This window comes from Streptomyces sp. NPDC002209, assembly GCF_042890265.1.
GTDB lineage: Bacteria > Actinomycetota > Actinomycetes > Streptomycetales > Streptomycetaceae > Streptomyces.
Map to the genome: position 1 here is coordinate 35,046 of NZ_JBIARX010000010.1, position 25,950 is coordinate 60,995.

Consider the following 25,950-nt stretch of genomic DNA (forward strand, 5'->3'; position numbering starts at 1 on the left):
GTTTCTCCCCACCCGGTTCGGGAGTCCGAAGGTCTCCAAAGTTAGCCCATCCGGGAGGCGGCACAGGCCGGAGGCGGCTGAATCGTGCTGCCGCCTCCGGCCGGCAGGGCTGCTACGGCAGGTTGCGCGCCATGACGATGCGCTGGACCTGGTTCGTGCCTTCGTAGATCTGGGTGATCTTCGCGTCGCGCATCATGCGCTCGACCGGGTAGTCGCGGGTGTAGCCGTAGCCGCCGAGGAGCTGGACGGCGTCCGTGGTGACCTCCATCGCGATGTCGGAGGCGAAGCACTTGGCCGCGGCGCCGAGGTAGGTGAGGTCGGCGTCGCCGCGCTCCGAGGCGGCGGCCGCCTGGTAGGTCAGCGCGCGGGCGGCGGAGACCTTCATGGCCATGTCCGCGAGCATGAACTGCACGCCCTGGAAGTCGCCGATCGGCTTGCCGAACTGCTTGCGCTCCCGGACGTAGCCCTTGGCGTAGTCCAGGGCGCCCTGGGCGATGCCGAGCGCCTGGGCGGCGATGGTGATGCGGGTGTGGTCGAGGGTCTTCATCGCGGTGGCGAAGCCGGTGCCCTCGGCGCCGATCATGCGGTCGGCGGGGATCCGCACGTTGTCGAGGTAGACCTCGCGGGTCGGGGAGCCCTTGATGCCGAGCTTCTTCTCGGGGGCGCCGAAGGAGACGCCCTCGTCGGACTTCTCGACGACGAAGGCGCTGATGCCCTTGGAGCGCATCGAAGGGTCGGTCACGGCCATGACCGTGTAGTACTCGGAGACGCCCGCGTTGGTGATCCAGCGCTTGACGCCGTTGAGGACCCAGAAGTCCCCGTCGCGCACGGCGCGGGTCTTCATGCCGGCGGCGTCGGAGCCCGCGTCGGGCTCGGAGAGGCAGTACGAGAACATGCCGTCGCCCTTGGCCAGCGGGCCGAGGTACTTCTTCTTCAGGTCCTCGGAGCCGGAGAGGATCACCGGGAGCGAGCCGAGCTTGTTCACGGCCGGGATCAGGGAGGAGGAGGCGCAGACGCGGGCCACCTCCTCGATCACGATCACGGTGGCGAGGGCGTCGGCGCCGGCGCCGCCGTAGCTCTCGGGGACGTGGACGGCGTGCAGGTCGTTGGCGACGAGCGCGTCGTGGGCCTCCTGCGGGAAGCGGGCCTCCTCGTCGACCGCGGCTGCGAACGGCAGGATCTTCGCCTCGGCGAGCGAGCGGACGGACTCGCGGAGCATGTCGTGCTCCTCGGCCGGGCGGTACAGGTCGAAGTCGGCAGAACCCGCCAAGACTCTCACTCCCCAAGTGTGGTGCGCGTGCGATGCGTATGCGCTGCGTGATGCTAACTACCGTTAAGTAACCCAAATCTTAGTGTCCGGCGTCCCAGCAGCGATATGTACGGGGTACGTGAGCTGCGTGACAGCCGGGTCTCCTGGGGAACGTCCCCGCGGACCGGCCCGACTATGCTCAGTGGCCGCAAACGGCCCCGCACCTCTGGAGCACCCATGGCCCCCCTCAGGATCACTGTGATCGGCACCGGCTACCTCGGCGCGACCCATGCCGCGGCGATGGCGGAGCTGGGCTTCGAGGTGCTCGGGCTGGACGTGGTGCCGGAGAAGATCGAGATGCTGTCCGCGGGCCGGGTGCCGATGTACGAGCCCGGGCTCGAGGAACTCCTCGCCCGGCACGTCGCGGGCCTGCCGGGCTCCACCGGGCGGCTGCGCTTCACCCAGTCCTGGGAGGAGGTCGGCGCCTTCGGCGACGTCCACTTCGTCTGCGTGAACACCCCGCAGAAGCACGGCGAGTACGCGTGCGACATGTCGTACGTCGACTCCGCGATGCAGTCGCTGGCCCCGCACCTGACCCGGCCGGTGCTGGTCGTCGGCAAGTCCACCGTGCCGGTGGGCTCGGCGGAGCGGCTCGCCGCCACGCTGACGTCGCTGGCCCCTGCGGGCGACGAGGTCGAGCTGGCGTGGAACCCGGAGTTCCTGCGGGAGGGCTTCGCCGTGCAGGACACCCTGCACCCCGACCGGATCGTGATCGGCGTCCAGGGCGACCGCGCCGAGAAGCTGCTGCGCGAGGTGTACGAGACGCCGATGGCGGAGGGCACCCCGCTGGTGGTGACCGACTTCCCGACGGCCGAGCTCGTCAAGACCGCCGCCAACTCCTTCCTCGCCACCAAGATCTCCTTCATCAACGCGATGGCGGAGGTCTGCGAGGCCGCCGGCGGCGACGTGGTCAAGCTGGCCGAGGCCATCGGGTACGACGAGCGGATCGGCTCGAAGTTCCTGCGCGCCGGCATCGGCTTCGGCGGCGGCTGCCTGCCCAAGGACATCCGGGCGTTCATGGCGCGCGCCGGCGAGCTCGGCGCGGACCAGGCGCTGACGTTCCTGCGCGAGGTCGACTCCATCAACATGCGCCGGCGCGGGCACATGGTCGAGCTGGCGCGCGAGGCCGTGGGCGGGTCCTTCCTCGGCAAGCGCGTCGCGGTGCTCGGCGCCACCTTCAAGCCGGACTCGGACGACGTCCGCGACTCCCCCGCCCTGAACGTGGCCGGGCAGATCCACCTCCAGGGCGGCCAGGTCACCGTCTACGACCCGAAGGGCATGGACAACGCCCGCCGCGTCTTCCCGACGCTCGGGTACGCGGACTCGGCGCTGGAGGCGGCCCGCGGCGCGGAGGTCGTCCTGCACCTCACCGAATGGCGCGAGTTCCGCGACCTCGACCCGGTGGAACTGGGCGAGGTCGTCACCGACCGCCTGATCCTCGACGGCCGCAACGCCCTCGACACCGACCGCTGGCGCGCGGCCGGCTGGACGTACCGCGCGATGGGCCGCCCCCGCGCCTAGGGACTGTCCGTCGTCAAAGGAGCGCCGGCCGCCGCCTGAGCCGCCCTACGCCGCCCTGCGGTGCTGGGCGGCGCGGGCCGTGAACTCCGCATCGCGCAGCACCCGCTGGGCGTTTTCCCAGGTCAGCATGGCCAGTTCGGTCTCCGACCAGCCCCGCTCGAGGAGTTCCGCGATCAGCCGCGGATAGCCCGAGGGATCGGTCAGGCCGGTCGGCCGGGGGGTTGCCTGCTCGGAGCCGAAGGTGGCGCCGAGGCCCACGCAGTGCGGTCCCGCGACGGCCCGCACGTGTTCCACGTGGTCGGCGACGGCGTGCAGCGAGTCCCCGGTCTGTGCGGCGTCGAAGGTCACCATCGCCAGACCGTTCGCCGCCCGCAGGGCCAGCAGCACCTCGTCGGTCACGTTCCCCGGATGCGGGTTCAGGGCCGCCGCAGCGGTGTGCGAGACGATCACCGGGGCCTTGGAGGCCCCCGCGAGCTGGCAGGCCACCTCCGGCGTACAGCCGGTCAGGTCCACCAGCATCGCCAGCCGGTTCATCTCCCGGACCACCTCGTGGCCGAAGGGCGTCAGGTCGTGGTGGGCCCAGGGCGCCCCCGCGGGCGCGAGGACCCGTACCCCCAGGGCGTGGAACGCACGCAGGGCGCCCAGCGAATCGGTCAGCGTACGGCCGGACACGGGGCCCAGGAACGAGGCGATCCGGCCCCGGTTGCGGGCATCGGCCATGTCGTCCGCGGTCAGCGCGAGGCACAGGCCGTCGGGATAACGGCGCATCAGGGCGAGCGCCACGTCGATCTGTTCCAGGGTCTCGGACACCACCTGGTCGGCGGCCGCGGCCTCGCGCGGCAGCAGCAGCGACCAGAACTGGGCGCCGACCCCGCCGGCGCGCAGCCGCGGGATGTCGGTGTCGACACCGCTGTCCGGGGTGTCGATGTCGTGGTACGGGCTCTGGCGCAGGGTCCAGACCAGTGTGTTGTGCCCGTCGGCGACGGGATGCACGGACAGCAGGGCGACGGCCCGCTCCAGGGCGCTGCCCGCTGCCGCGGCGGGAAGGTCCCCGGCTCCGGCGGAGCCGGGGCCCGCGGGCGCCGTATCGGCGGCGTAAGCGGTGTGTGCGGTGTACGCGGCGTTCTGTTCATCCTGCAGGTCGGCCATGGCGTTCGCTCCGGTCTCGGCGGCAGCAGGGAGGGATGCTGCCACCGTGACACGCCGGACGGCCCGATCGCCCGGCAGATGTGGCGTTCGGGTGTAACCCGCAGGTCACGCCCCTGGCCACGGCCGCCGGGCGGCCGCTACAGAACCGCGTTGGAGGGGCCGCGGGACACCGAGAGCTCGCGCGCCACCGCCTCGGCGTCGCGCAGCGCCCGTACCGCGTTGGACCAGGTCAGCTTGGCCAGGTCGGCGCGCGACCAGCCGCGCGTGAGGAGCTCCGCGATCAGGTTCGGGTACCCGGCCACGTCGTCCAGGCCGGCCGGGGTGAAGGCCGTGCCGTCGTAGTCGCCGCCGATGCCGATGTGGTCGACCCCGGCCACCTCGCGCATGTGGTCGAGGTGGTCGGCCACCGTGGCCGCCGTGGCCACCGGGCGCGGGCGCTCCGCCTCGAAGGCGCGGTGCAGGGCCATCGCCCCGGGCGAGGTGTCCAGGTGGTGGAAGCCGTGCGCCCGCAGGTTCTCGTCCGCGGCCAGGGTCCACTCGACCGCTGCCGGGAGGATGAACTTCGGCACGAACGTGGCCATCGCGACGCCGCCGTTGGCCGGCAGCTGCGCCAGCACGTCGTCCGGGATGTTGCGCGGGTGGTCGCACATCGCCAGCGAGGACGAGTGCGAGAAGATCACCGGCGCGGCCGAGACGGCGAGGGCGTCGCGCATCGTCGTCGCGGCGACGTGCGAGAGGTCGACGAGCATGCCGATGCGGTTCATCTCGCGGACGACCTCGCGGCCGAAGTCGCTCAGACCGCCGTGGCGCGGCTCGTCGGTCGCCGAGTCCGCCCAGTCGATCGTGTCGTTGTGCGTGAGCGTCATGTACCGCACGCCCAGCCGGTGCAGGGCGCGCAGCGTGGCGAGCGAGTTGTTGATGGAGTGGCCGCCCTCGGCACCCATCAGCGAGGCGATCCGGCCGTCGGCGCGGGCCGCCTCCATGTCGTCCGCCGTCAGGGCCCGCACCAGGTCCGCCGGGTAACGGTCGATCAGCTGGGCGACCGCGTCGATCTGCTCCAGGGTGGCGCTGACCGCCTCGTCGCCGGCGAAGTCGGAGCGGACGTAGACCGACCAGAACTGCGCGCCGACGCCGCCGGCGCGCAGCCGCGGGATGTCGGTGTGCAGCAGGCCGCTCTGGTCCCCGGCGATGTCGCGCTGCGCCAGGTCGTAGCGGACCTGCTCGCGCAGGGCCCACGGCAGGTCGTTGTGCCCGTCGACCACCGGGTGTTCGGCGAGCAGTTCGCGGGCCTCGGCGAGGCGGTCCGCCGCCACCGACGTGTGCGCCCCGCTCACTTGCCGAACCCGAAGGACTCCGCGCCCGCGACCTTCGTCCGCAGCCGCTTGCCCTTCTCGGTGGCCTGGTCGTTCAGCTCCTGCTGGAAGTCCTTCATCCGGCCGAGCAGCTCGGGGTCGTGGGCGGCCAGCATCCGTACGGCCAGCAGCCCGGCGTTGCGCGCCCCGGCGACGGAGACGGTGGCGACGGGAACCCCTGCGGGCATCTGGACGATCGACAGCAGGGAGTCCATGCCGTCGAGGTACTTCAGCGGCACGGGGACGCCGATGACGGGCAGCGGGGTCACCGAGGCGAGCATGCCGGGCAGGTGGGCGGCCCCGCCGGCGCCGGCGATGATCGCCTTCAGGCCGCGCTCGGCGGCCCGCTCCCCGTACGCGACCATCTCGCGCGGCATCCGGTGCGCGGAGACGACGTCGACCTCGTAGGGGATCTCGAACTCGTCCAGGGCCTGGGCGGCGGCCTCCATGACGGGCCAGTCGGAGTCCGAGCCCATGACGATGCCGATGACGGGACCTGTGGTGGAGGTGCTCATGCGGTGATCGTTCCCCTGAGGTAGCCGGCTGCGTGGCGTGCGCGTTCCAGCACATCGTCCAGGTCGTCGCCGTAGGTGTTGACGTGGCCGACCTTGCGGCCGTGTTTCACGTCCTTGCCGTACATGTGGATCTTGAGCTGCGGGTCGTGGGCCATGCAGTGCAGGTACGCCGCGTACATGTCGGGGTAGTCACCGCCGAGCACGTTCGCCATGACCGTCCAGCGGGCCCGGGGGCGCGGGTCGCCCAGGGGGAGGTCCAGGACCGCGCGGACGTGGTTGGCGAACTGGGAGGTGATCGCGCCGTCCTGGGTCCAGTGGCCGCTGTTGTGCGGGCGCATCGCCAGTTCGTTGACGAGGATCCGGCCGTCGGCGGTCTCGAACAGCTCCACGGCCAGGTGGCCGGTCACACCGAGTTCCTTGGCGATGCGCAGGGCCAGGGCCTGGGCCTCGCCCGCCAGCTCCTCGGACAGGTTCGGGGCGGGGGCGATCACCGTGTCGCACACGCCGTCCACCTGGACGGACTCGACGACGGGGTAGGCCACGGCCTGGCCGTGCGGGGAGCGGACGATGTTCGCCGCGAGCTCGCGGACGAAGTCGACCTTCTCCTCCGCCAGGACCGGGACGCCCGCCTTGAAGGGGGCCTCCGCGTCCTCGGGGGTCCGGACGAACCACACGCCCTTGCCGTCGTAGCCGCCGCGCACGGTCTTGAGGATGACCGGGAAGCCGCCCACCTCGTCCGCGAAGGCGGCCGCGTCCGCCGGATCGCTCACGATCCGGTGGCGGGGGCTCGGGGCGCCGATCTCGTCGAGCTTGGCGCGCATCACCCCCTTGTCCGCGGCGTGCATCAACGCATCGGGCCCCGGGCGGACGGGGATGCCGTCCGCTTCCAGGGCCCGCAGGTGGGCGATGGGCACGTGCTCGTGGTCGAAAGTGATCACATCGCAGCCGCGCGCGAAGGCGCGCAACGTCTCCAGATCGCGATAGTCGCCGATGACGACGTCGCTCACGACCTGGGCCGCCGAGTCCTGTGGGGTGTCACTGAGGAGCTTGAATCTGATGCCGAGGGGGATGCCCGCCTCGTGGGTCATGCGGGCGAGCTGACCGCCGCCGACCATGCCGACTACCGGGAACGTCACCTCTCCAGGGTATCCGCCGGTATTCCGCCATCCGGACGTGACCCTGGCCCGTTCTGGTCGACGCGCGTAGCATTCCCGCCCCGTGTGCCGTGCGTCGCACGGTGCGCGAAGGCACAGACGGGCCGGTGGGGCGACACTTAGCATGGCTGGGTTGACCGAAGGCGGCAGACGCCTCCACGGACGCCTCCGCGCGGGGCGGCGAAGGACAGGACCGATCCATCACATGAGCACCCCGCAGCAGGGATCCGCCCTCGATCGCCTCCGCGGCCTGGGCCGCGAGGTCGCGAAGTTCGGGGCCGTCGGCGGCGTGGGCGTGCTGGTCAACCTGGGTGTCTTCAACCTGATCCGCCACACGACGGACCTGCAGGTCGTCCGGGCGAGCGTCATAGCCACCGTCGTGGCCATCGTCACCAACTACATCGGCTTCCGGTACTTCACCTACCGCGACCGTGCGCGCACCGGGAGCTCCCGCGAGCTGCCGCTGTTCGCGGCCTTCAGCGTGATCGGCCTGGTGATCGAGAACGGCGTGCTGTACACGGCCACCTACGGGTTCGGCTGGGACGGCCCGCTCGCCACGAACGTGTTCAAGTTCATCGGCATCGGCACGGCCACCGTGTTCCGCTTCTGGTCGTACCGGACCTGGGTCTTCAAGGCCCTGCCGGAACGCGCGCCGGCCCCGGCCGCGGCCCGGGCCTCGGCCTCTGCGGTCGCCGCGCCGCACGGCGGGGGCGGGAGCGGCCCGAGCGCCGCGCGCGCCCCCGAGCCCGCCGGCAAGTAAGCCGTACGCGCCCCCCGCGGGCGCCCGCCCCGCTCAGCGGACCGTCTGCTCCGGCTCCGGCCGCTCCGGCGCCGTCCGGCTCAGGAACAGCGCGAACACCGGCGGCTGCGTCTGCAGCAGCTCCAGGCGCCCCCCGTCGGCCTCCGCGAGGTCCCGGGCCACCGCCAGACCGATCCCGGTGGAGTTGCGGCCGCTGATCGCCCGCTCGAAGATCCGGTTGCCGAGGTCCGGCGGGACCCCCGGCCCCTCGTCCGTGACCTCCAGCACCGCCTGGTTCCCGATCACCCGGGTACGCAGCGCGACCGTGCCGCCCCCGTGCATCAGGGCGTTCTCCACGAGCGTGGCCAGCACCTGCGAGACCGCTCCCGGGGTGCCGACGGCCCGCATGCCCGTCTTGCCGGAGCGCACGATGGCCCGGCCCGCGCTGCGGTAGGCCGGCCGCCACTCCTCCACCTGCTGCTTGACGACCTCGTCCAGGTCGAAGGGGACCGCCGAGCCCGTCCGCGGGTCCCGCGAGTTCGTCAGCAGCCGTTCGACCACGTCCGTGAGCCGCTCCACCTGGGTGAGGGCGATGCTCGCCTCCTCCCGGACGGTCTCCAGGTCCTCGGTGACCGTGATCTCCTCCAGCCGCATCGACAGGGCCGTGAGGGGGGTGCGCAGCTGGTGCGAGGCGTCCGCGGCCAGCCGCCGCTCGGCGGTCAGCATCCGGCCGATCCGCTCGGCGCTGGAGTCCAGCACGTCCGCGACCCGGTCCAGCTCGGGGACCCCGTACCGCTTGTGCCGGGGCCGCGGGTCGCCGGAGCCCAGCCGCTCGGCCGTCTCGGCCAGGTCGGTGAGCGGGGAGGCCAGCCGGTTGGCCTGCCGTACGGCGAGCAGGACGGCCGCGACGACGGCGAGCAGCGCCACCGCGCCGACCACGGCCAGGGTCCGCCCGACCTCGCGGGTCACCGTCGAGCGGGACTCCTCGACGACGACGATCTCGCCCTGTTCACCCTTGGCGGTGCCGCGGATGACGCTGTCGGGGATCCGGTCGCCGACCTCCACGGGCGGCTGCCCGGGGACGGTGATCCGGGCGTGGCTGCCGACGTCCAGCTGTTCGGCGAGGGCCTGGGCGTCGATGGGCTTGTGCTCCAGGACGTTCGCCTCGACGATGCCGACCAGGCGCAGCGCCTCGGACTCGATGCGGTCCTGGGCACTGCTGGTGATCGTCCGGGTCTCCACGATCACGAGGGAGACGCCGAAGACGGCGATGACGACGAGCACCACGGCGAGCGTGGAGTTGATCAGGCGGCGGCGCATGCTCCGGTGCCGCTAGCTCTTCTCGAAGCGGAAGCCGACGCCCCGGACGGTGGCGATGTAGCGCGGGTTCGCGGCGTCGTCGCCCAGCTTCTTGCGGAGCCAGGAGATGTGCATGTCGAGGGTCTTGGTGGAGGACCACCAGGTGGTGTCCCACACCTCGCGCATCAGCTGGTCGCGGGTGACGACCCGGCCGGCGTCGCGGACCAGGACCCGCAGCAGGTCGAACTCCTTGGCCGTGAGCTGGAGCTCCTCCTCCCCCATCCAGGCGCGGTGCGACTCGACGTCGATCCGCACGCCGTGGGTGGCGGGGGCCTGCGTGGCGTCGTTGGCGCCGCGCCGCAGCAGGGCCCGGACCCGGGCCAGCAGCTCGGCGAGGCGGAAGGGCTTGGTCACGTAGTCGTCGGCGCCGGCGTCCAGGCCGACGACCGTGTCGACCTCGTCCGCCCGGGCGGTGAGCACCAGGATGGGGAAGCCGTGGCCCTCGGCGCGCAGCCGGCGGGCGACCTCGAGGCCGTCCATGCCGGGCAGGCCCAGATCCAGGACGACGAGGTCGACGCCGCCCTGCAGTCCCGCGTCCAGGGCGGTGGGGCCGTCCTCCCGGACCTCGACCTCGTACCCCTCCCGGCGCAAAGCGCGGGCCAGGGGCTCCGAGATGGATGCGTCGTCCTCGGCGAGCAGTACACGCGTCATGTGGGTGATGGTAGTCCGCGGGGACGATGTGCAGGGGCGCACCTGCACACCCCTGTCTATCTGGTCTTATGTCTGAGGGCGGCCTTCGAATGTGGCCAAACGGTTCCCTGCCTGCCTGTGATCCATCTCTCAAGTCCTTTCATATGCCGCAGTGTCGTGTCGTATGGTGGCGAGACGCCTGATGCACTACCTCTGAGACCTTTGTGCCGAAAAGCGAGCCGAAGGTCTCGATTCTGTCCGGATCGATCAGGGGGTCTTGACGACCTTCCTCTTCGACTTCGGTGACAGTGAATGACCTGTGGGCCGGGCCCCGCGCGCGAAGATGCGCCCGGGGCGTGGATCCCGGTTACGGACATCCCGCTGCCCCCCTCCTCAAGGGACGGGGGCAGACCCCTGGGCGTGGGGTGGGACACCCGTCGCCGGTGCCGGCCACCCCCCACCGGGCGCTGTTCCGCTCACGAAGCGAAGCGTCCCGACCAAGCAAGGATCGACGATGGCTTCCAGCCTGACGAGGGACTCGGCCGCTACCGGCGAGAAGACCTTCCTCGGCCACCCCACCGGCCTGGCCTTCCTCTTCATGACCGAGATGTGGGAGCGCTACAGCTTCTACGGCATGCGCGCGCTGCTCGTGCTCTACCTGGCCACGAACGTGGCCGACGGTGGTCTCGGGATGAACGACGCGACCGCGGTCGCGATCTACTCCGTCTACAACGCGATGGTCTACCTGCTCGCCCTCCCGGGCGGCTGGCTGGGCGACCGCGTCTGGGGTGCCCGCAAGGCCGTGGCTGTCGCGGGTGTCGTCATCATGACGGGCCACTTCCTGCTGGCGGTGCCGGCGACCGTCTCGTTCTTCATCGGCCTGGCGCTCATCGCGGCCGGTTCCGGTGTGCTGAAGGCCAACATCTCCACGATGGTCGGCCAGCTGTACCGGGACGAGAACGACCCGCGCCGTGACGGCGGCTTCACGATCTTCTACATGGGCATCAACCTCGGTGCCTTCGTCGCCCCGCTGACCATCGGCTGGGTCGGCCAGGAGGTCAACTGGCACATCGGCTTCGCCATGGCCGGTGTCGGCATGGCCCTGGGCCTGCTGTTCTACTTCATCGGCTTCCGCCACCTGAACCCGGTCTCGAACCAGGTTCCGAGCCCGCTGAGCGCCGAGGAGAAGTCCTCGGTCGTCAAGAAGGGCCTGATCTGGCTGGGCGTCGCCGCCGCTGCCTACGCGATCATCGGCCTGGCCGGCATCTTCACGATCAACTACGCCCTGTGGCCGCTGACCATCGCCGGTCTCATCCTCCCGGCGTGGGCGATCCTGCGGATCAAGCGCGACAAGGACCTCTCGGTGGTCGAGCGGTCCCGCATGTCGGCGTACGTCTGGTTCTTCGCCGCGGCCGCGATCTTCTGGGCGATCTACGACCAGACCGGCTCCACGCTGGCCCTGTTCGCGAAGGACAGCACGGACAGCACGCTGTTCGGCTTCTCCTTCCCGGAGAGCTGGTTCCAGTCGCTGAACCCGCTGTTCGTGATGGCGCTCGCGCCGGTCTTCGCCTGGCTGTGGGTGGCCCTCGCCCGTCGCTCCAAGGAGCCGACCACCCTCGCGAAGTTCTCCTTCGCACTGGTCATGATCGGCGCCTCCTTCGGCGTCATGATGGTCGCCCAGGGCCTGGCCGGCGGCGACACGAAGGTCAGCCCGATGTGGCTGGTCGCCGTCTACTTCATCCAGACCGTCGGCGAGCTCACCCTCTCCCCCGTCGGCCTGTCGCTGACCACCAAGCTGGCGCCGCAGAAGTACGCCTCCCAGATGATGGGTGTCTTCTTCCTCGCGGTCACCGCCGGTGACTCGACCATCGCGCTGCTCCAGCTGCTCGGCGCCCCGACGGACACCCAGGGCTGGTTCGCCACCCAGGGCGTGCTCGCCGTCCTCGCCGGCATCGCGATCTACATGTACCGCAAGAAGGTCCAGCCCCTCATGGGCGGCGTGCACTGACGCACCCCCCGTACGCGCAGCGGCCCGGCACACCTCCTGGTGTGCCGGGCCGCTGCCGTTGTGTGCCGGCTACCGCGTGCCGCGCAGGCGGCGCCACGGGGTGAAGGTGAAGACCGCGCCGCCGAGCAGGATCACCGTGCCCGCCACCAGGGCGAGGGCCTTGATGCCGCCCTCGTCCTCGGCGCCCGTCTCGGCCAGGCCGCCCGAGGCGGTGGTGGAGCCGGTGGTGGCCGGCGAGCCGGAGCCGCCCTGCTGGGCGGTGGTGTCGAGCTCCAGCGAGACGCCGCTGCTGACCGCCTTGCAGGGCACGTTGATCGGCGTGGCCCCGGGGGCCATCGTGACGTCGATCGTCAGCTGGTCCGGGCTCAGCGTGACCTTGCCGGTCTTGCCGGGCTTGTAGGTGCCGGTCATGTCGCTGAGGCTGACCGGGGCCTTGTCCGGGATCGGCTCCGCGTTGGCCGGGCCGGAGACCTTGACCATGCCGCTGTCGGCGCCGCCGAGCTTGATGTTCATCGAGGGCTTGAGGGCCCCGGCCGGCAGGGCCATCGGGCTGGCCATCGCGCCCTTGGCGGTCTTGACGGTCAGGTCGTAGCTGCCGCCGTTCTTCTTGGCGTTGATCGTGACCGGGGTCTTGATGCCCCCGGGGACGACCGGACCGCAGTCGAAGGCGACCTCGACGGGCTTGCCCGGGAAGTCGGTCTGGCCACCGCCGCCGCCGCTGGTGGACCCGCCGCTGGTCGACCCGCCGCTCGTGGACCCGCCGCTCGCCGATCCACCGCTCGTGGACCCGCCGCTCGTCGATCCACCGCTCGTGGACCCGCCGCTGGTCGACCCGCCGCTCGTGGACCCGCCGCTCGTCGTGCCGCCGCTGGTGCCGGCCGCCACGTCGATGGTGGCCCCGACGCCCACGTCACCCGTGGGTGCGCACTTGGTGACGAAGGTGCCGAAGGAGAAGGTGACCGCGACGTCGTACTTGCCGGGGGTCAGCGTGATCTTGCCCGGTTTGGTGAGCTTCAGCTTCCCCTTCATCGTGGACATCTGCATGGGCGCCTTCTTGGGGATCGGCGGGTTCTTCTTCTCCCCGACGACCTTCAGCTCGCCGCCCCCGCCGCCCACCGTGATCCAGCCGGTGGGCTGGACCGAGTCCTGCGGGATGTCCATCAGGTCCGTGTTGTTCGAGGCCGGCTTCACGGTCTCCCAGGACACGTCGACCTCGTCCCCGACCTTCGCCGAGGCCGGAGCGCTGACCTTGGCGGTGGTCTCGCCCACCACCGGGTCGCCGCCGCCTGCCGGCGGCACGCACTTGACGTTGAACTTGGTCTCGGCCGCCTGGGCAGGGGTGGCCCCGATGGCTATGCCGGCGCCGCCGAGCAGCAGCGCGATCACGGCCGCGCTCACCCTCCGTTGCGTCTTCACGCATGTCCTTTCGTCGTCGGGCTGTTCTCAGACGGTGCGGACGCCTGGGGTACGTGTGGAGATCTCGGCCCCGGCGCGCTGTCCGGGGTGAACCACGGCAGGACCGCCGTGGGGGTCTGGGGGGAGTCCGGGGCAGCCGCCGGAGCGGACTCCGCGTCCGGGAGCGATGCCTGCGCACCCCGGTGGCGGCCGCCGGCCGGCGCCGTACGCGGCCGGACCCTGTCGACGACGGCCATGCCGATCCGGAAGACGGCGGCCGGGATCACCAGCAGGAGCAGGCCCCAGAACAGCAGCACCCCGTACGGGCGGTCCACGCCCCAGGGCTGGGTGGCCACGACCGTGTCCCCGTACTTGAGGGAGACCGTGTAGTCCCCGTGGGCCCCCGCCGCGAGGCTGACGTCCAGCCGGACCTCCGCCTTGCCGCCCGGCGGGATCGTGCCCTTCCACCGGACCTCGTCCCACAGCGGTGCGAAGACCCCGTGGGCGGTCCCGAGCTGGAAGACCGGGTCCTTGACCGGGGCCGAGCCCAGGTTGCCGACGGTGACGGTGAACTTCCGGCTGGGCGGGGCGCCGAACCAGGTCAGCACCCCGTCCTCGCCCTCGAGCCGGACCCCGGTGAGCATCGCCAGGCGCGCCGTGCCGGACTCGGCCGGCAGCTCGGCCACCGGATGGTCGGTGATCTTCAGGGGGGCGGCGACGGTGGACTGGTCCCCGTTGACGGAGGTGACGTTCACGACGCACGGGCAGGGCTTGGGCGGAGCCACCACGGGCAGCCGGGCGGTGAAGTGCCCGTCGTCGCCGACCGAGACCGCGGTTCCGTCGGCGTTGGCGCAGCTGTTGGTCCCGCCGATCATGTTCTGCCCGCAGACCAGCAGCATCACCAGGGTCTTGGCCCGCCAGCCGGTGCCGGTGACGGTGATCTCCGTGCCCTTCGCGGCCTCCTGGAGCGAGAGCGCCACGGCGGGCTTGCCCTCGGCGGCCACCGCGGCCGGGGCCGGGAACAGGACCAGGGCGCACACCGCCAGCCCCGCCGCCAGGAGGGCCCCGGCCCTGCCGCGAACCGTTCCGCCGACCGTTCCGCCGACCGTGGCGCTCACCTGGGTGCTCCCGTCAGCTCGTGTTCCGGTGCCCGGTTCCCCCCGGGTACGGGCTCCTCGTACGCCGGCGGCTCCCTGCGGCTGCGCCGGTTGCGTACGAGGAGCAGTGCGGCCGCGGTGACCCCGCCGAGGCCGAGCAGCCCGGCGCCCGTCCGGGCCGCGATCCCCCAGGGCACGAACCGGGCCGAGGCGGTGGCGGTGACCGGGGCCGCGCCGGGGGCGGTGACCGTGAGGGTGAGGTCGACGTCGTCGAGGACCGGGGCTCCGGGCCAGGGCTCGGTCAGCGACACCCGCTGGCCGGGGAGCAGCTCCACCGGCAGGGCGCGCGCGGTCCGGCCCGGGACCTCGCCGAAGAGGCCTTCCGCGCGGAGGGCCAGTTCGGGGGCGAGGGCCACGTTGCCGCGGTTGACGAGGGTGTACGCGACCACCGCGCGGGCGCCCTTGCCGCGCACGGAGACGTCCTCGACCGTGAGGGCGGCCAGCGTCGGGCCGCCGACGCGCAGGTCGACCCGTACGCCCACCTCACGGCCGTCTTCGGTGGCGACCACGGCGGCCGGGTGGTCGCCGGGGAGGGCGGCGGGCGGCAGGGTGACGGTGAAGGGGACCACCGCGCGGGTGCGCGGCGGGATCTTCACGGTGGCGGCGGCCCCGAAGCTGATCCAGGACCCGGCACCGGCCGATTCCCGTACGGGACGCACGGCGAAGGCGCCGCCGGCCGTGTTGTAGGCGTCGGCCCCGCGCAGGGTGACGGCGCGCTCCCGGTCGGAGATGTTGGTCAGGGCCAGCCGGTCCTCCAGGACGGTGCCGGCGGGGCCCGCGAGGTAGAAGGACGGCCGGGCCGCTGCGGCGCTGCCCGCGGCGGGCTCGGCGGTCCAGCCGGCCTCGTCCGCGGCGGCCCCCGCCGCGGACCCGTACAGCAGGGCCGCGGCGAACAGCGCGAGACACAGGCCCCGGACGCAGCGGGGGGTGTGGAGCACGGGCATGGCCGGGGGTGCTCCGTTCAGGACCGGGCCCGCTGGCCGCGCCGGGTCAGCCAGAGCACGCCGGCGGCGCCGGTGAGCAGCACGGTGCCGCCGAGGGTGCCGAGGGCGAGGGCGGAGTCGGTGGGCCCGGTCTGCGGGAGGGTGTCCTCCGGAGCGCCTTCGGACTGCGTACCCGCCGTCACCTCCAGCTCCAGGGACGGCTTGGGGCTGTTGCCGGGGGTGCAGGTGGTGGTGGTCCCCAGCGCCTTGATGGTGAGCACGCCCGCGGTGAAGGTGACCTTGCCGCTCTTCTTGGGGGTGTAGGTGCCGGAGAGGTCGGTGATCTTGATGGGGGTGTTGGCGGGCACGGCCTCGGGGTTGGACGGTCCCGAGACCGGCACGGACGCCTTCTCCGCCCCGTCGGCCATGATGACGGCGCTGGGGCTCATCGCGCCCTTGCCGAGTTCGACGGGGCTGGACGAGACGCCCTTCTGGAAGGACATCGTCAGCTTGTAGCCGGCGCCCTCCTTGACGGCCTTGATGTCGATGGGCGACACCGCCGACTTGTCCCCGATGGGGGTCTTGCAGTCGTACGCGACGTCGACGACGTCGGCGTGGGCTGCGGGGGCGGCCAGCAGGACCGCCGTTCCGGCCAGCGCGGAGGCCAGCGCAAGCGCGGTGGAGCGTTTCCGGTCGGTCACCTTCGTCTTCCCCTCGGGCCACAAGTTACTGACGACACATCAGATTGGTGGCTCAAGGTACGCCCGGGACCTTACGGAGGGAAGACACGGGACAGGCCTGGATCCACGGCCTTTCGGCCGCCTGGATTCAGGCCATGTCCGTGCGTGTCGGCGGTCGTTCAGACGGCGCGTACACCTCGCTGCCAGACGGCGCAGACGAGCGGGACGCCGGGGCGGTAGGCCAGGTGGACGTGGCTCGGGGCCTCCAGGAGGGCCAGGTCGGCACGGGCTCCGAGGGCGATCCGGCCGATGTCGGTGCGCCGCAGGGCGCGCGCACCGCCGGCGGTGGCCGCCCACAGCGCCTCGTCCGGGGTCATCCGCATGTCCCGGACCGCGAGCGCGATGCAGAACGGCATGGAACTCGTGTACGAGGAGCCCGGGTTGCAGTCCGTGGACAGCGCGACGGTGGCGCCCGCGTCGATGAGGCGGCGGGCGTCGGGCCACTGCGCGCGGGTGGAGAACTCGGCGCCCGGCAGCAGGGTGGCCACGGTGGTGTCCGCGGCCTGTACGAGGGCGTCGACGTCGGCGTCGGTGAGGTGGGTGCAGTGGTCGGCGGAGGCGGCCTCCAGCTCGACGGCGAGCTGCACGCCGGGGCCGTACGACAGCTGGTTGGCGTGCACGCGCGGGATCAGGCCGGCGGCGGCGCCGGCGGTGAGGATCGCGCGCGCCTGGTCGCCGTCGAAGGCGCCCTTCTCGCAGAACACGTCCACCCAGCGGGCGTACGGGGCGCAGGCCGCCAGCATCTCGCCGGTGACGAGGTCGACGTAGCCGGCCGGGTCCTCGGCGTAGTCGGGGGAGACGATGTGCGCGCCGAGGTAGGTGACCTCCTCGGTGTGCGCGGCGGCGATGCGCAGGGCGCGGGCCTCGTCCTCGACCGTGAGGCCGTAGCCGGACTTGGTCTCGAACGTGGTGGTGCCCTGGCGGCGCGCCTCGTCGAGGTGGCGCAGCAGGTTGGCCTCCAGCTCCGCGTCGGTGGCGGCGCGGGTGGCGGCGACGGTGGTGCGGATGCCGCCGGCGGAGTAGCTGCGGCCGGACATCCGGGCGTTGAACTCGGCGGTGCGGTCGCCGGCGAAGACGAGGTGCGAGTGGGAGTCGACGAAGCCGGGGATGACGGCCCGACCCTGCGCGTCGAAGACCTCGTCCGTGGCCGGGGCCTTGTCGGCGGGGCCGACCCAGGCGATCTTGTCGCCGTCGATGACGACCGTCGCGTTCTCGATCAGGCCCAGGGGGCTTCCGTCTCCGACGGACGGGTCGTTGGTGACGAGGCTGCCGATGTTGGTGATTGCGGTGGTGGTCATGGTTCCTCTCACGGTTTCCGTTCCCCCCACCCCTTCCCGAAACCGGGCTCCGCCCCGGACCCCGCGCCGCAAACGCCGGCGGGGCCGGACGTTCCAGCCCGTCCGGCGTTCGAGGACCGGGTCCGGGCAGCGCCCGGTTTCGGGAGGGGCGGGGTGGGGGAACGGCCCGCCGCAGGCGCCCCGGTCAGGCGCGTAGGGCGGCGATGGACTCGGACAGGGCGGACGGGACGTCCGGGACAAGGGTGTGCGACCCGTCGCGGACGATGTGGCGGCCGCCCACCACCGTGTGGCGGACGTCCGAGGCGGTGGCGGCGAAGACCGCCGTCTCGGCGCCGAGCCGCGGCAGCGGGCCCGCCGTACGGACGGAGTCCAGCGCGATCGTGGTGAAGTCCGCGAGCGCGCCCGCCTCCAGGCGGCCCGCGTCGGGCAGCCCGAGGGCGGCGTGGCCGCCGCCGGTGGCCGCGGTCAGCAGCGCGTTCGCCGTCCAGTGGCCCCGGGTCCGGCTGCGCAGGCGCTCGTTGAGCTCCATCGCCCGTGCCTCCTCCAGCAGGTCGATCACCGCATGGCTGTCGCTGCCCAGCGACAGCGGGCTGCCCGCGTGCTGGAGCTGCCGGGCCGGGCCGATGCCGTCGGCGAGGTCCCGCTCCGTCGTGGGACACATGCACGTACCGGTCGTGGTGCCACCCAGCAGCGCGATGTCCCCGTCCGTCAGGTGCGTGTTGTGGACGCCCGTGGTCCGCGGACCGAGCACCCCGTGGTCGGCCAGCAGCTGGGTCGGAGTACGCCCGTGCGCGGCCCGGCAGGCCTCGTTCTCGGCGGTCTGCTCGGAGAGGTGCACGTGCAGCGGGGCCTGCCGCTCCTCGGCCCAGCGGGCGACGGTGGCCAGCTGCCCGGCCGGTACGGCGCGCACGGAGTGGATCGCCGCCCCGATCAGGGCGTGCTCCCGGGGCTTGAGTGCCGAGACCCGCTCGGCCCACGCGTCGGCCGTGCCGTCGGAGAACCGCAGCTGGTGCGGGTTCGGTGCCTCGCCGAAGCCCGACGACAGGTACGCCGTGTCGAGCAGCGTGATCCGGATGCCCGCCTCGGCGGCCGCCTCGATCAGCGCCTCGCCCATCGCGTTCGGGTCGGCGTACGGGGCGCCGCCGGGCGCGTGGTGGACGTAGTGGAACTCGCCGACGTTGGTGATGCCCGCCAGGGCCATCTCCGCGTACACCGCGCGCGCGAGCGCGAAGTACGTGTCGGGGGTGAGGTTCTGGGCGACCTGGTACATGAACTCGCGCCAGGTCCAGAAGGTCCCGGAGCCCACCTGCACCAGGGAGCGCAGCGCCCGGTGGAAGGCGTGCGAATGCGCGTTGGCCAGCCCGGGGACGGTCAGGCCGCGCAGCGCCTCGGCGCCGGGCGGCGGGGTCTCGACCCCGGTCCGCAGGGCGGCGATCCGCCCGTCGGCGCCCGCCTCGAGGACCACGCCCGGCTCGACATGGGTGCCGAGCCAGGCGTGCTCCAGCCAGTACGTCGTCAGCGACATGCCAGCCCTTCCAGTACGTCGGCGAGGGCGAGGACGCCGGCCACGCAGTCGTCCTCGGGGGCGAACTCCCGCGGGGAGTGGGAGACGCCGGTCGGGTTCCGTACGAACAGCATCGCGGTCGGCACGGCCGCCGAGAGGATTCCGGCGTCGTGTCCCGCCCCGGTGCCGAGAACGGGGACGGAGCCGCCGAGGATGCGGTTCATCTCGTCGCGCAGGGCGTGCTCGAACTCGACGACCGGGGTGAAGGACTCCCTGACGACGGCCAGGTCGATCCCGTCCTGATCCGCGCGCTCGCGGGCGGCCTTCTCGACGGCGGTGACCACCGCGTCGAGGGTGGCCTGGTCGGCGGCGCGGGAGTCGAGCCAGCCGCGTACGAGCGACGGGATGGCGTTGACCCCGTTCGGCTCGACGGCGATCTTGCCGAAGGTCGCGACGGCTCCGGCGAGGGCCGCCTCCGTACGCGCGGCCAGGACGGTCGACGCGTACGTGAGCATCGGGTCGCGGCGGTCGACGAGACGGGTGGTGCCGGCGTGGTTGGCCTCGCCGCGGAAGTCGAACCGCCAGCGGCCGTGCGGCCAGATCGCGGACGCGATGCCGACGGAGTCGCCGGAGAGGTCCAGGGCCCGGCCCTGCTCGACGTGGAGCTCGACGAAGGCGCCGATGCGGGCGAGGCGCTCGGGGTCGGCGCCGATCGCCTGGGGGTCGTACCCGGCTGCCTCCATGGCCTGGGGCAGGCTGATCCCGTCGGCGTCGCGGAGCTCGTACGCCTTCTCCTTGGTCAGCTGCCCGGCGGCGAGCCGGGAGCCGACGCAGGCGAGGCCGAAGCGGGCCCCTTCCTCGTCGCCGAAGTTGGTGATGGCCAGGGGCCTGGCGAACTCCACGCCCCTCCTGCGGAGTTCGTCCAGGGCCGCGAAGGAGGACACCACGCCGAGCGGGCCGTCGAAGGCGCCGCCGTCGGGCACGGAGTCCAGGTGCGAGCCGGTGACGACGGCGTCACCGGCGAGGGGGTCGCCGAGCCAGGCCCACTGGTTGCCGTTGCGGTCCGTCTCGTACGCGAGGCCGCGGGCCTCCGCCTGGGCCCGGAACCAGGTCCGGCAGTCGGCGTCGGCACCGGTCCACGCGTAGCGGCGGTATCCGCCGGAGTCGGCGTGCCGGCCGATGGGGGCGAGCTCGTTCCACATGCTGTGGAACGAGGCCGCCCCTGCGGGGTTGTCGCTCACGCGTCGTCGCCCTCGCGCATGGGGACGCGGACGCCGCGCTCGTCGGCGACGGACTCGGCGATGTCGTAGCCCGCGTCGACGTGGCGGATGACGCCCATGCCCGGGTCGTTGGTCAGGACGCGGCGGATCTTCTCGCCCGCGAGCTTGGTGCCGTCGGCGACGGTGACCTGGCCGGCGTGGATCGAGCGGCCCATGCCGACGCCGCCGCCGTGGTGGATCGAGACCCAGGAGGCGCCGGAGGCGACGTTGACCATGGCGTTGAGCAGCGGCCAGTCGGCGATCGCGTCGGAGCCGTCGAGCATGGCCTCGGTCTCGCGGTACGGGGAGGCCACCGAACCGCAGTCGAGGTGGTCACGGCCGATGGCCAGCGGGGCGGCCAGCGTGCCGTCGGCCACCATCTCGTTGAAGCGCTCGCCCGCCTTGTCGCGCTCGCCGTAGCCGAGCCAGCAGATGCGCGCCGGCAGGCCCTGGAAGTGGACCCGCTCGCCGGCCATCTTGATCCAGCGGTGCAGCGACTCGTTCTCCGGGAAGAGCTCCAGCATCGCCTTGTCGGTCTTGGCGATGTCCGAGGCCTCGCCGGACAGGGCAGCCCAGCGGAACGGGCCCTTGCCCTCGCAGAACAGCGGGCGGATGTAGGCCGGGACGAAGCCGGGGAAGGCGAACGCGCGGTCGTAGCCGGCCAGCTGGGCCTCGCCGCGGATGGAGTTGCCGTAGTCGAAGACCTCGGAGCCGGCGTCCATGAAGCCGACCATGGCCTCGACGTGCTTCGCCATCGACTCGCGGGCGCGCGTGGTGAAGCCCGCCGGGTCCTTGGCCGCGTACGCCGCCATGTCGTCGAAGTCGACGCCGACGGGCAGGTACGCGAGCGGGTCGTGGGCGGAGGTCTGGTCCGTCACGATGTCGATCGGGGCGCCCTCGGCGAGCATCTGCGGGAGGAGCTCGGCCGCGTTGCCGAGCAGGCCGATGGAGAGGGGCTTGCGGGCGTCGCGCGCCTCGACCGCGAGCTGCAGCGCGTGCCGCAGGTTGTCGGCCTTCACGTCCAGGTAGCGGTGCTCGATGCGGCGCTCGATGGCGCGCGGGTCGACGTCGATGCAGATCGCGACGCCGTCGTTCATCGTCACGGCCAGCGGCTGGGCGCCGCCCATGCCGCCGAGGCCGGCGGTGAGGGTGATCGTGCCCGCGAGGGTGCCGTTGAACTTCTTGGCGGCGACGGCCGCGAAGGTCTCGTACGTGCCCTGCAGGATGCCCTGGGTGCCGATGTAGATCCAGGAACCGGCCGTCATTTGGCCGTACATGGTCAGGCCCAGCTGCTCCAGGCGGCGGAACTCCTCCCAGTTGGCCCAGTCGCCGACCAGGTTGGAGTTGGCGAGCAGCACGCGCGGCGCCCACTCGTGGGTCTGCATCACGCCGACCGGGCGGCCGGACTGGACGAGCATCGTCTCGTCCTGCTTGAGGGTCCGCAGGGTGCGGACCATCGCGTCGTACGAGCGCCAGTCGCGCGCCGCCTTGCCGGTGCCGCCGTAGACGACGAGCTTGTCGGGGTGCTCGGCGACCTCGGGGTCGAGGTTGTTCTGCAGCATCCGGAGGGCGGCTTCCTGCTGCCATCCCAGGGTGCTGAGCTCGGTGCCTCGCGCAGCACGTACGGGGCGGGGTCCTGACATGGCGGTGCCTCCTCCGATGTTGGTCAATCTATTCACATCCTGACTTCCTGAATAGATTCAGTCAACAGCTGCGGGCCGACCCGCCGGATGATTGGCTGACCGACATGGCTGTCGAGACGCACACGGCGGCGGGCGCGGCGGACGCCGCGGCGCGCCGGGACCTGGCCGTACGGGCCGCGGTCGAGCAGGGTCTGGTGGGCGGGGCGGATACCGCCGAGCCGCTCGTCTGCCTGCTGGACGTGACCGGGATCCGATCCTCCGCCGCCGCCCTGACCAGCGCCTTCGCGGCCGCGCTGGCGCCCGGCACGCCCGTCCTGCACGCCTTCGCGGTGAAGGCGTGCCCGCTCGTGCCGGTGCTGCGGCTGCTCGCGGACTGCGGCCTCGGCTGCGAGGTCGCCAGCCCCGGCGAGCTGGCGCTGGCCCGGGCGGCCGGGGTGGGGCCGGAGCGGACGGTCCTGGACTCCCCCGCCAAGACCGTGGCCGAGCTGCGCGAGGCGCTGGCGCTCGGGATCGCCGTCAACGCCGACAACCGGCAGGAACTGGAACGGCTGGACCTGCTGGTCGCCGAAGCTCCCACATCGGCCCCGCTGGGGATCCGGATCAACCCGCAGACGGGCGCGGGCGCCATCGACGCCCTCTCCACGGCCACCGCGACGTCGAAGTTCGGGATCGCGCTGCGGGACCCCGGGGCGCGCGAATGGCTCGTACGGGCCTTCCTGGACCGGCCGTGGCTGACCCGGCTGCACACCCACTCGGGCTCCCAGGGCGTGCCCCTCCCCCTGATCGCGGAAGGGGTCCGCGCCCTCCACTCCCTGGCGGAGGAGATCAACGCGGCGGCCGGCCGCCGCCAGGTCGACACCCTCGACATCGGCGGGGGCCTGCCGGTGAACTTCGCGTCGGACGCCGAGAGCCCGACGTACGCGCAGTACGTGGCGGCCCTCCGGGAGGCCGTCCCGGCCCTCTTCCGCGGCCGCTACGGCCTGGTGACGGAGTTCGGCAGGTCCCTGCTGGCCAAGCACGGGCTGGTGCTCTCCCGGGTCGAGTACACGAAGACCACCGGGGGCCGCCCGATCGCCCTCACCCACGCGGGGGTCCAGCTGGCGACCCGTACGGTCTACGCCCCGGGGGCGTGGCCGCTGCGGATCCTGCCGTACGACGCGAAGGGCACCCCGAAGACGGGCCCGCCCGTCGCCCAGGACATCGCGGGCCCGGCGTGCTTCGCGGGCGACCTGCTGGCCACGGCCCGGGAACTGCCGGAACTGGCTCCGGGGGACCTGATCGCGGTCCCGGACACGGGCGCGTACTTCTTCACGGCCCACTACGGCTACAACAGCCTCCCGCGCCCGGCGGTCCACGGCTTCACGACGACCCCCCGGGGCGAGGTCCGCTTCACCCTGGCCCGCCCGCCCCAGACGCCGGCGTCGATCGTGACGGAGGCGGGCGGCGATCTCCCCGAGGCCCTGGTGCGCGGGAACGACTGAGGGGCGGGGGCCTTCGCGGGGGCGGGGCCTCCACCCCCGCGGGGCAGGGCCGCGGTGCGGTGCCGGGCGGGAGCCGAGGAGCGGGCGGGCTGCGTCAGCCGGGATCGCCCAGTGGCGCCGGGGGCTTCGAGGTTCGGCGGCCAACTGGCCGGGATCGGGGAGGGTTTGGGGGTTTCCCGCCAGTCCCATAGTCCTTCCGGTGCGGGCCGGCCCGTCAAGGGCGCTCACTGCGTTCGCGTCGCTCCGCGATGGCCTGCGGCCACCCTTGACCGACCGTCCCACCCCGGAAAGACAAGGACTGCCGGGAAGCCCCCAAAAGAACGGTCACCTTGGACAGATGGACATACGGGTCCATCAGCGATGCAGGGGCCGACCCCGGGGACCGCACCCCCATACGGGGCCCGGATACAGGCCCTTCCCGGGTCGGGCCAGGCCAACCCGCACCAGACAGCGACCAGAAGCCCCTCAGTGGCCTGGAGGCGCGCCACATCGCGACGCGCTCCTCACGTCTCAGCGTCTGCGGCCCGTCGCGGGTTGGACACAGGCTGCCGCGAACCAACGGGACCATGGGCCGGATCCGTGCAGGGGAACTCCGCCGCCCCTCCGGGAGGCGGTATGACGGGGCGCCGCAGACGCCACACGGCCCGCCCGCCGGTTCGTCGTCGGCGGCCTGCGCCCGGCCCGTGCCGGGCTGATCGCCGCCCGTTCACCCCAGCCGTGCAGCGATCGCCGGCGGCCTGCTACCAGCCCAAGACGGCCGCCGGACGCCGAGACGTGAGGAGCGCGTAGCGATGTGGCGCGTCTGGACGCCCCCGGTGCCTCTCTGTTCGCTGTCCGGTGCGGGTTGGCCGGGCCCGACCCGGGAAGGGCCTGCTTCTGGGCCCTGTGCGGGGATCGGCCCCCCTTGGAGCGGGCCCCTGCATCGCTGATGGACCCGGGTCCGAAGCAGGAAGCACGGTGACCGTTCTTTTGGGGGCTTCCCGGCAGTCCTTGTCTTTCCGGGGTGGGACGGTCGGTCAAGGGTGGCCGCAGGCCATCGCGTAGCGACGCGAACGCAGTGAGCGCCCTTGAGGGACCGTCCGACCCCGGAAGGACTATGGGACTGGCGGGAAACCCCCAAACCCTCCCCGATCCCGGCCAGTTGGCCGCCGAACCTCGAAGCCCCCGGCGCCACTGGGCGATCCCGGCTGACGCAGCCCGCCCGCTCCTCGGCTCCCGCCCGGCACCGCGCCGCCGCCCGCCCCCGAAGGGCCGCTACTCCACGAACAGCCCTCGCGCCGCGGCGCGGGCGTCGAAGGCCTCCAGGCGGGCCTGGGCGTCGGGGAGGGCGTCCGCCATCGCCTCCAGCAGGACCCGGCCCAGCAGCATCGGCGCGCACGCCGTGTCGAAGGCCAGCCCCGTCCCGACGGGCGCCGGGATCAGCAGGTCCGAGGAGCGGGCCACCGGGGCGAACGCCGAGTCCGCGACCGTGACCACCTTCAGCCCGGCCGCCCGCGCGTGGTCCAGGGCCTCCGCCACCTCCCGCGGATGCCGGGGCAGCGCGAAGCACAGCAGCGCCGAGGCCCCCGCCCCGGCGGCCGCGTCGATCCGGTCGGCGAGCATCGAGCCGCCCTCGTCGAGGAGCCGTACGTCCGGATGCACCTTGGCGGCAAAGTACGCGAAACCGCGCGCCTGCGAGGACGCCGCCCGCAGCCCGAGCACGGGCAGCGGCCTCGATGCGGCGAGCACCCGGCCCGCCTCCTCGACCGGCGAGGGGTCGGCGAGCATCGCCGACAGCTGCCGCAGGTTCTCGATCTCACCCTGGACGGCCTGCTGGTACTCGTTGTACGCGTCCTCCTGCGCGGCCGCGGCGGCGCGCTCGGCGGGAGCCACCTCGCGCAGGTGCCGGCGCAGCGCCGGATACCCGTCGAAGCCGAGCGCCACCGCGAAGCGGGTCACCGAGGGCTGGCTCACCCCGGCCAGCTCGGCGAGCTCCACGCTCGACAGGAACGGCACGTCCGCCGCACCCCGGACCATGCAGTGGGCGATCCGCCGCTGGGTGGGCGTCAGCCGGTGCCCCTCGAACAGCTTCTGCAGCCGCGCTGCCGGGCTGTCGCTCATCCCGACCCCTCCGTCCCCGTGAATATTCAGTCACCGAGCACTCTGCATGCGGTTATGCAGCACGGCAAGCCGCGGACCGTTCCGCGAGACGGCTCGGGAAGCCCGGGGAGAGGGCGGCCCGGGATACGGGGGCTACCCCCAGTGCCGGGGCCGGCGGCCGTTCCTACGCTGGGGCGCATGGAGTCCCAGGAGCTGAAGAAGGAACTCGACGCGACATTGGACGCCCGGCGCGAGCTGGGGCCGGACTACGAAGCCGCGCTCGTGGACTCCTTCGTGGAGAAGGTCGACACCCAGGTCCGGCGCCGGCTGGCCGAGGAGCGCCTGGCCGCCGCCCGCGGGGGCCGGGACGGCGGCGCGCCGTCGCCGCTGGACGGCGGCTTCGGCGAACGCTTCGGCTTCGCGATCATCACGCTGGTCCTGGCGATCCCGCTGTCGGCCATCGGCGCCGCGCAGGCGGGGCTCAAGGGCCTGCTGGTCGCCTGGGCGGGCATTCTCGGCGTGAACTTCATCCACGCGACGAAGCGCCTCCGCCCGCGCCCCTGACCGCTGCGCGGGCACCGACCACGGCGCGGGCGAGCCGAGCCCCGGAAAAGAGTTGTGCGCGGGGACCGCCGCACCCTCGCTAGCGCGAGGGGCGGGACGACGGCGGTCCCCGCGAAGGACACGGGCCGGGTCAGGGCCGGCCGCGTCCGTGGCGTCCACGCGGTCCGGGAG

Annotated in this window: 21 protein-coding genes; 5 read left to right on the forward strand and 16 right to left on the reverse strand. The window is 72.7% G+C overall.

The genetic code is table 11. The features are described 5' to 3' along the window. Nucleotides 1-112: 112 nt before the first annotated feature. Nucleotides 113-1,270: an acyl-CoA dehydrogenase family protein gene (locus ACFYXK_RS20760; protein ID WP_389412455.1), complete on the reverse strand. Its 1,158-nt coding sequence runs from the start codon at nt 1,268-1,270 to the stop codon at nt 113-115. A 216-nt stretch (nt 1,271-1,486) separates the two neighbouring features. Here ACFYXK_RS20760 and ACFYXK_RS20765 point away from each other — a divergent pair, with 216 nt between their 5' ends. Continuing rightward, nucleotides 1,487-2,830, forward strand: coding sequence for a UDP-glucose dehydrogenase family protein (locus ACFYXK_RS20765; RefSeq protein WP_389412456.1), 1,344 nt, complete (start codon nt 1,487-1,489; stop codon nt 2,828-2,830). Nucleotides 2,831-2,875: 45 nt separating this feature from the next. Here ACFYXK_RS20765 and ACFYXK_RS20770 read toward each other — a convergent pair whose 3' ends face one another. The 4 genes from ACFYXK_RS20770 to ACFYXK_RS20785 all read right to left on the reverse strand — a co-directional run bounded on the left by ACFYXK_RS20770 (nt 2,876) and on the right by ACFYXK_RS20785 (nt 6,961). Beyond that, nucleotides 2,876-3,979: a dipeptidase gene (locus ACFYXK_RS20770; RefSeq protein ID WP_389412457.1), complete on the reverse strand. Its 1,104-nt coding sequence runs from the start codon at nt 3,977-3,979 to the stop codon at nt 2,876-2,878. A 137-nt stretch (nt 3,980-4,116) separates the two neighbouring features. Continuing rightward, on the reverse strand, nt 4,117-5,313 hold the full coding sequence (locus tag ACFYXK_RS20775; RefSeq protein WP_389412458.1) for a dipeptidase: 1,197 nt from the start codon (nt 5,311-5,313) through the stop codon (nt 4,117-4,119). Then, on the reverse strand, nt 5,310-5,846 hold the full coding sequence (gene purE / locus ACFYXK_RS20780) for a 5-(carboxyamino)imidazole ribonucleotide mutase (RefSeq protein ID WP_389412459.1): 537 nt from the start codon (nt 5,844-5,846) through the stop codon (nt 5,310-5,312). Before purE ends, ACFYXK_RS20775 begins: the two co-directional genes overlap by 4 nt. Then, nucleotides 5,843-6,961 (reverse strand): 5-(carboxyamino)imidazole ribonucleotide synthase, encoded by a 1,119-nt coding sequence (locus tag ACFYXK_RS20785; RefSeq protein WP_383515066.1) that lies wholly within the window; start codon nt 6,959-6,961, stop codon nt 5,843-5,845. Before ACFYXK_RS20785 ends, purE begins: the two co-directional genes overlap by 4 nt. A gap of 244 nt (nt 6,962-7,205) precedes the next feature. On the opposite strand from ACFYXK_RS20785, the gene ACFYXK_RS20790 reads away from it, so the two are divergent. Then, nucleotides 7,206-7,760: a GtrA family protein gene (locus ACFYXK_RS20790; RefSeq protein WP_389412460.1), complete on the forward strand. Its 555-nt coding sequence runs from the start codon at nt 7,206-7,208 to the stop codon at nt 7,758-7,760. Nucleotides 7,761-7,793: 33 nt separating this feature from the next. Here the strand turns inward: ACFYXK_RS20790 and ACFYXK_RS20795 are convergent, their stop codons facing one another. Next, nucleotides 7,794-9,059: an ATP-binding protein gene (locus ACFYXK_RS20795; protein ID WP_389412461.1), complete on the reverse strand. Its 1,266-nt coding sequence runs from the start codon at nt 9,057-9,059 to the stop codon at nt 7,794-7,796. A 12-nt stretch (nt 9,060-9,071) separates the two neighbouring features. Further along, nucleotides 9,072-9,749 carry a response regulator transcription factor gene (locus ACFYXK_RS20800; RefSeq protein WP_030865957.1) on the reverse strand — a complete coding sequence of 226 codons (678 nt, stop codon included), beginning with the start codon at nt 9,747-9,749 and terminating at the stop codon, nt 9,072-9,074. Nucleotides 9,750-10,242: 493 nt separating this feature from the next. Between ACFYXK_RS20800 and ACFYXK_RS20805 the strand changes: the two genes are divergently transcribed. Continuing rightward, nucleotides 10,243-11,736: a peptide MFS transporter gene (locus tag ACFYXK_RS20805; protein WP_383514659.1), complete on the forward strand. Its 1,494-nt coding sequence runs from the start codon at nt 10,243-10,245 to the stop codon at nt 11,734-11,736. Between the two features lie 69 nt (nt 11,737-11,805). Here ACFYXK_RS20805 and ACFYXK_RS20810 read toward each other — a convergent pair whose 3' ends face one another. The 8 genes from ACFYXK_RS20810 to hutU form a co-directional block, all read right to left on the reverse strand. Further along, entirely contained in the window at nt 11,806-13,152 is a 1,347-nt protein-coding gene (locus ACFYXK_RS20810; protein ID WP_389412462.1) for a hypothetical protein, read from the reverse strand. Continuing rightward, nucleotides 13,149-14,249: a hypothetical protein gene (locus ACFYXK_RS20815; RefSeq protein WP_389412463.1), complete on the reverse strand. Its 1,101-nt coding sequence runs from the start codon at nt 14,247-14,249 to the stop codon at nt 13,149-13,151. The genes ACFYXK_RS20810 and ACFYXK_RS20815 overlap by 4 nt, the downstream gene beginning before the upstream one ends. Then, nucleotides 14,246-15,232: a hypothetical protein gene (locus ACFYXK_RS20820; protein WP_389412464.1), complete on the reverse strand. Its 987-nt coding sequence runs from the start codon at nt 15,230-15,232 to the stop codon at nt 14,246-14,248. Before ACFYXK_RS20820 ends, ACFYXK_RS20815 begins: the two co-directional genes overlap by 4 nt. 17 nt (nt 15,233-15,249) lie before the next feature. Further along, the gene (locus ACFYXK_RS20825) at nt 15,250-15,912 is read right to left on the reverse strand and encodes an LPXTG cell wall anchor domain-containing protein (RefSeq protein WP_389412465.1); all 663 of its coding nucleotides are present in this window, start codon (nt 15,910-15,912) and stop codon (nt 15,250-15,252) included. A gap of 158 nt (nt 15,913-16,070) precedes the next feature. Further along, nucleotides 16,071-17,249: an imidazolonepropionase gene (gene hutI / locus ACFYXK_RS20830; protein WP_389412466.1), complete on the reverse strand. Its 1,179-nt coding sequence runs from the start codon at nt 17,247-17,249 to the stop codon at nt 16,071-16,073. Between the two features lie 184 nt (nt 17,250-17,433). Beyond that, nucleotides 17,434-18,774 carry a formimidoylglutamate deiminase gene (locus tag ACFYXK_RS20835; RefSeq protein WP_389412467.1) on the reverse strand — a complete coding sequence of 447 codons (1,341 nt, stop codon included), beginning with the start codon at nt 18,772-18,774 and terminating at the stop codon, nt 17,434-17,436. Continuing rightward, nucleotides 18,765-19,955 carry an allantoate amidohydrolase gene (locus ACFYXK_RS20840; protein WP_389412633.1) on the reverse strand — a complete coding sequence of 397 codons (1,191 nt, stop codon included), beginning with the start codon at nt 19,953-19,955 and terminating at the stop codon, nt 18,765-18,767. Before ACFYXK_RS20840 ends, ACFYXK_RS20835 begins: the two co-directional genes overlap by 10 nt. 35 nt (nt 19,956-19,990) lie before the next feature. Beyond that, nucleotides 19,991-21,655 (reverse strand): urocanate hydratase, encoded by a 1,665-nt coding sequence (gene hutU, locus ACFYXK_RS20845; protein ID WP_389412468.1) that lies wholly within the window; start codon nt 21,653-21,655, stop codon nt 19,991-19,993. Nucleotides 21,656-21,759: 104 nt separating this feature from the next. On the opposite strand from hutU, the gene ACFYXK_RS20850 reads away from it, so the two are divergent. Beyond that, entirely contained in the window at nt 21,760-23,136 is a 1,377-nt protein-coding gene (locus ACFYXK_RS20850; protein WP_389412469.1) for a diaminopimelate decarboxylase, read from the forward strand. Nucleotides 23,137-24,390: 1,254 nt separating this feature from the next. On the opposite strand, the gene ACFYXK_RS20855 is transcribed toward ACFYXK_RS20850, so the two are convergent. Beyond that, nucleotides 24,391-25,236 (reverse strand): MurR/RpiR family transcriptional regulator, encoded by an 846-nt coding sequence (locus tag ACFYXK_RS20855; RefSeq protein ID WP_266628678.1) that lies wholly within the window; start codon nt 25,234-25,236, stop codon nt 24,391-24,393. Nucleotides 25,237-25,413: 177 nt separating this feature from the next. On the opposite strand from ACFYXK_RS20855, the gene ACFYXK_RS20860 reads away from it, so the two are divergent. Further along, nucleotides 25,414-25,779, forward strand: a complete 366-nt coding sequence (locus tag ACFYXK_RS20860) for a hypothetical protein (RefSeq protein WP_389412470.1) — start codon at nt 25,414-25,416, stop codon at nt 25,777-25,779. Nucleotides 25,780-25,950: the final 171 nt, after the last annotated feature.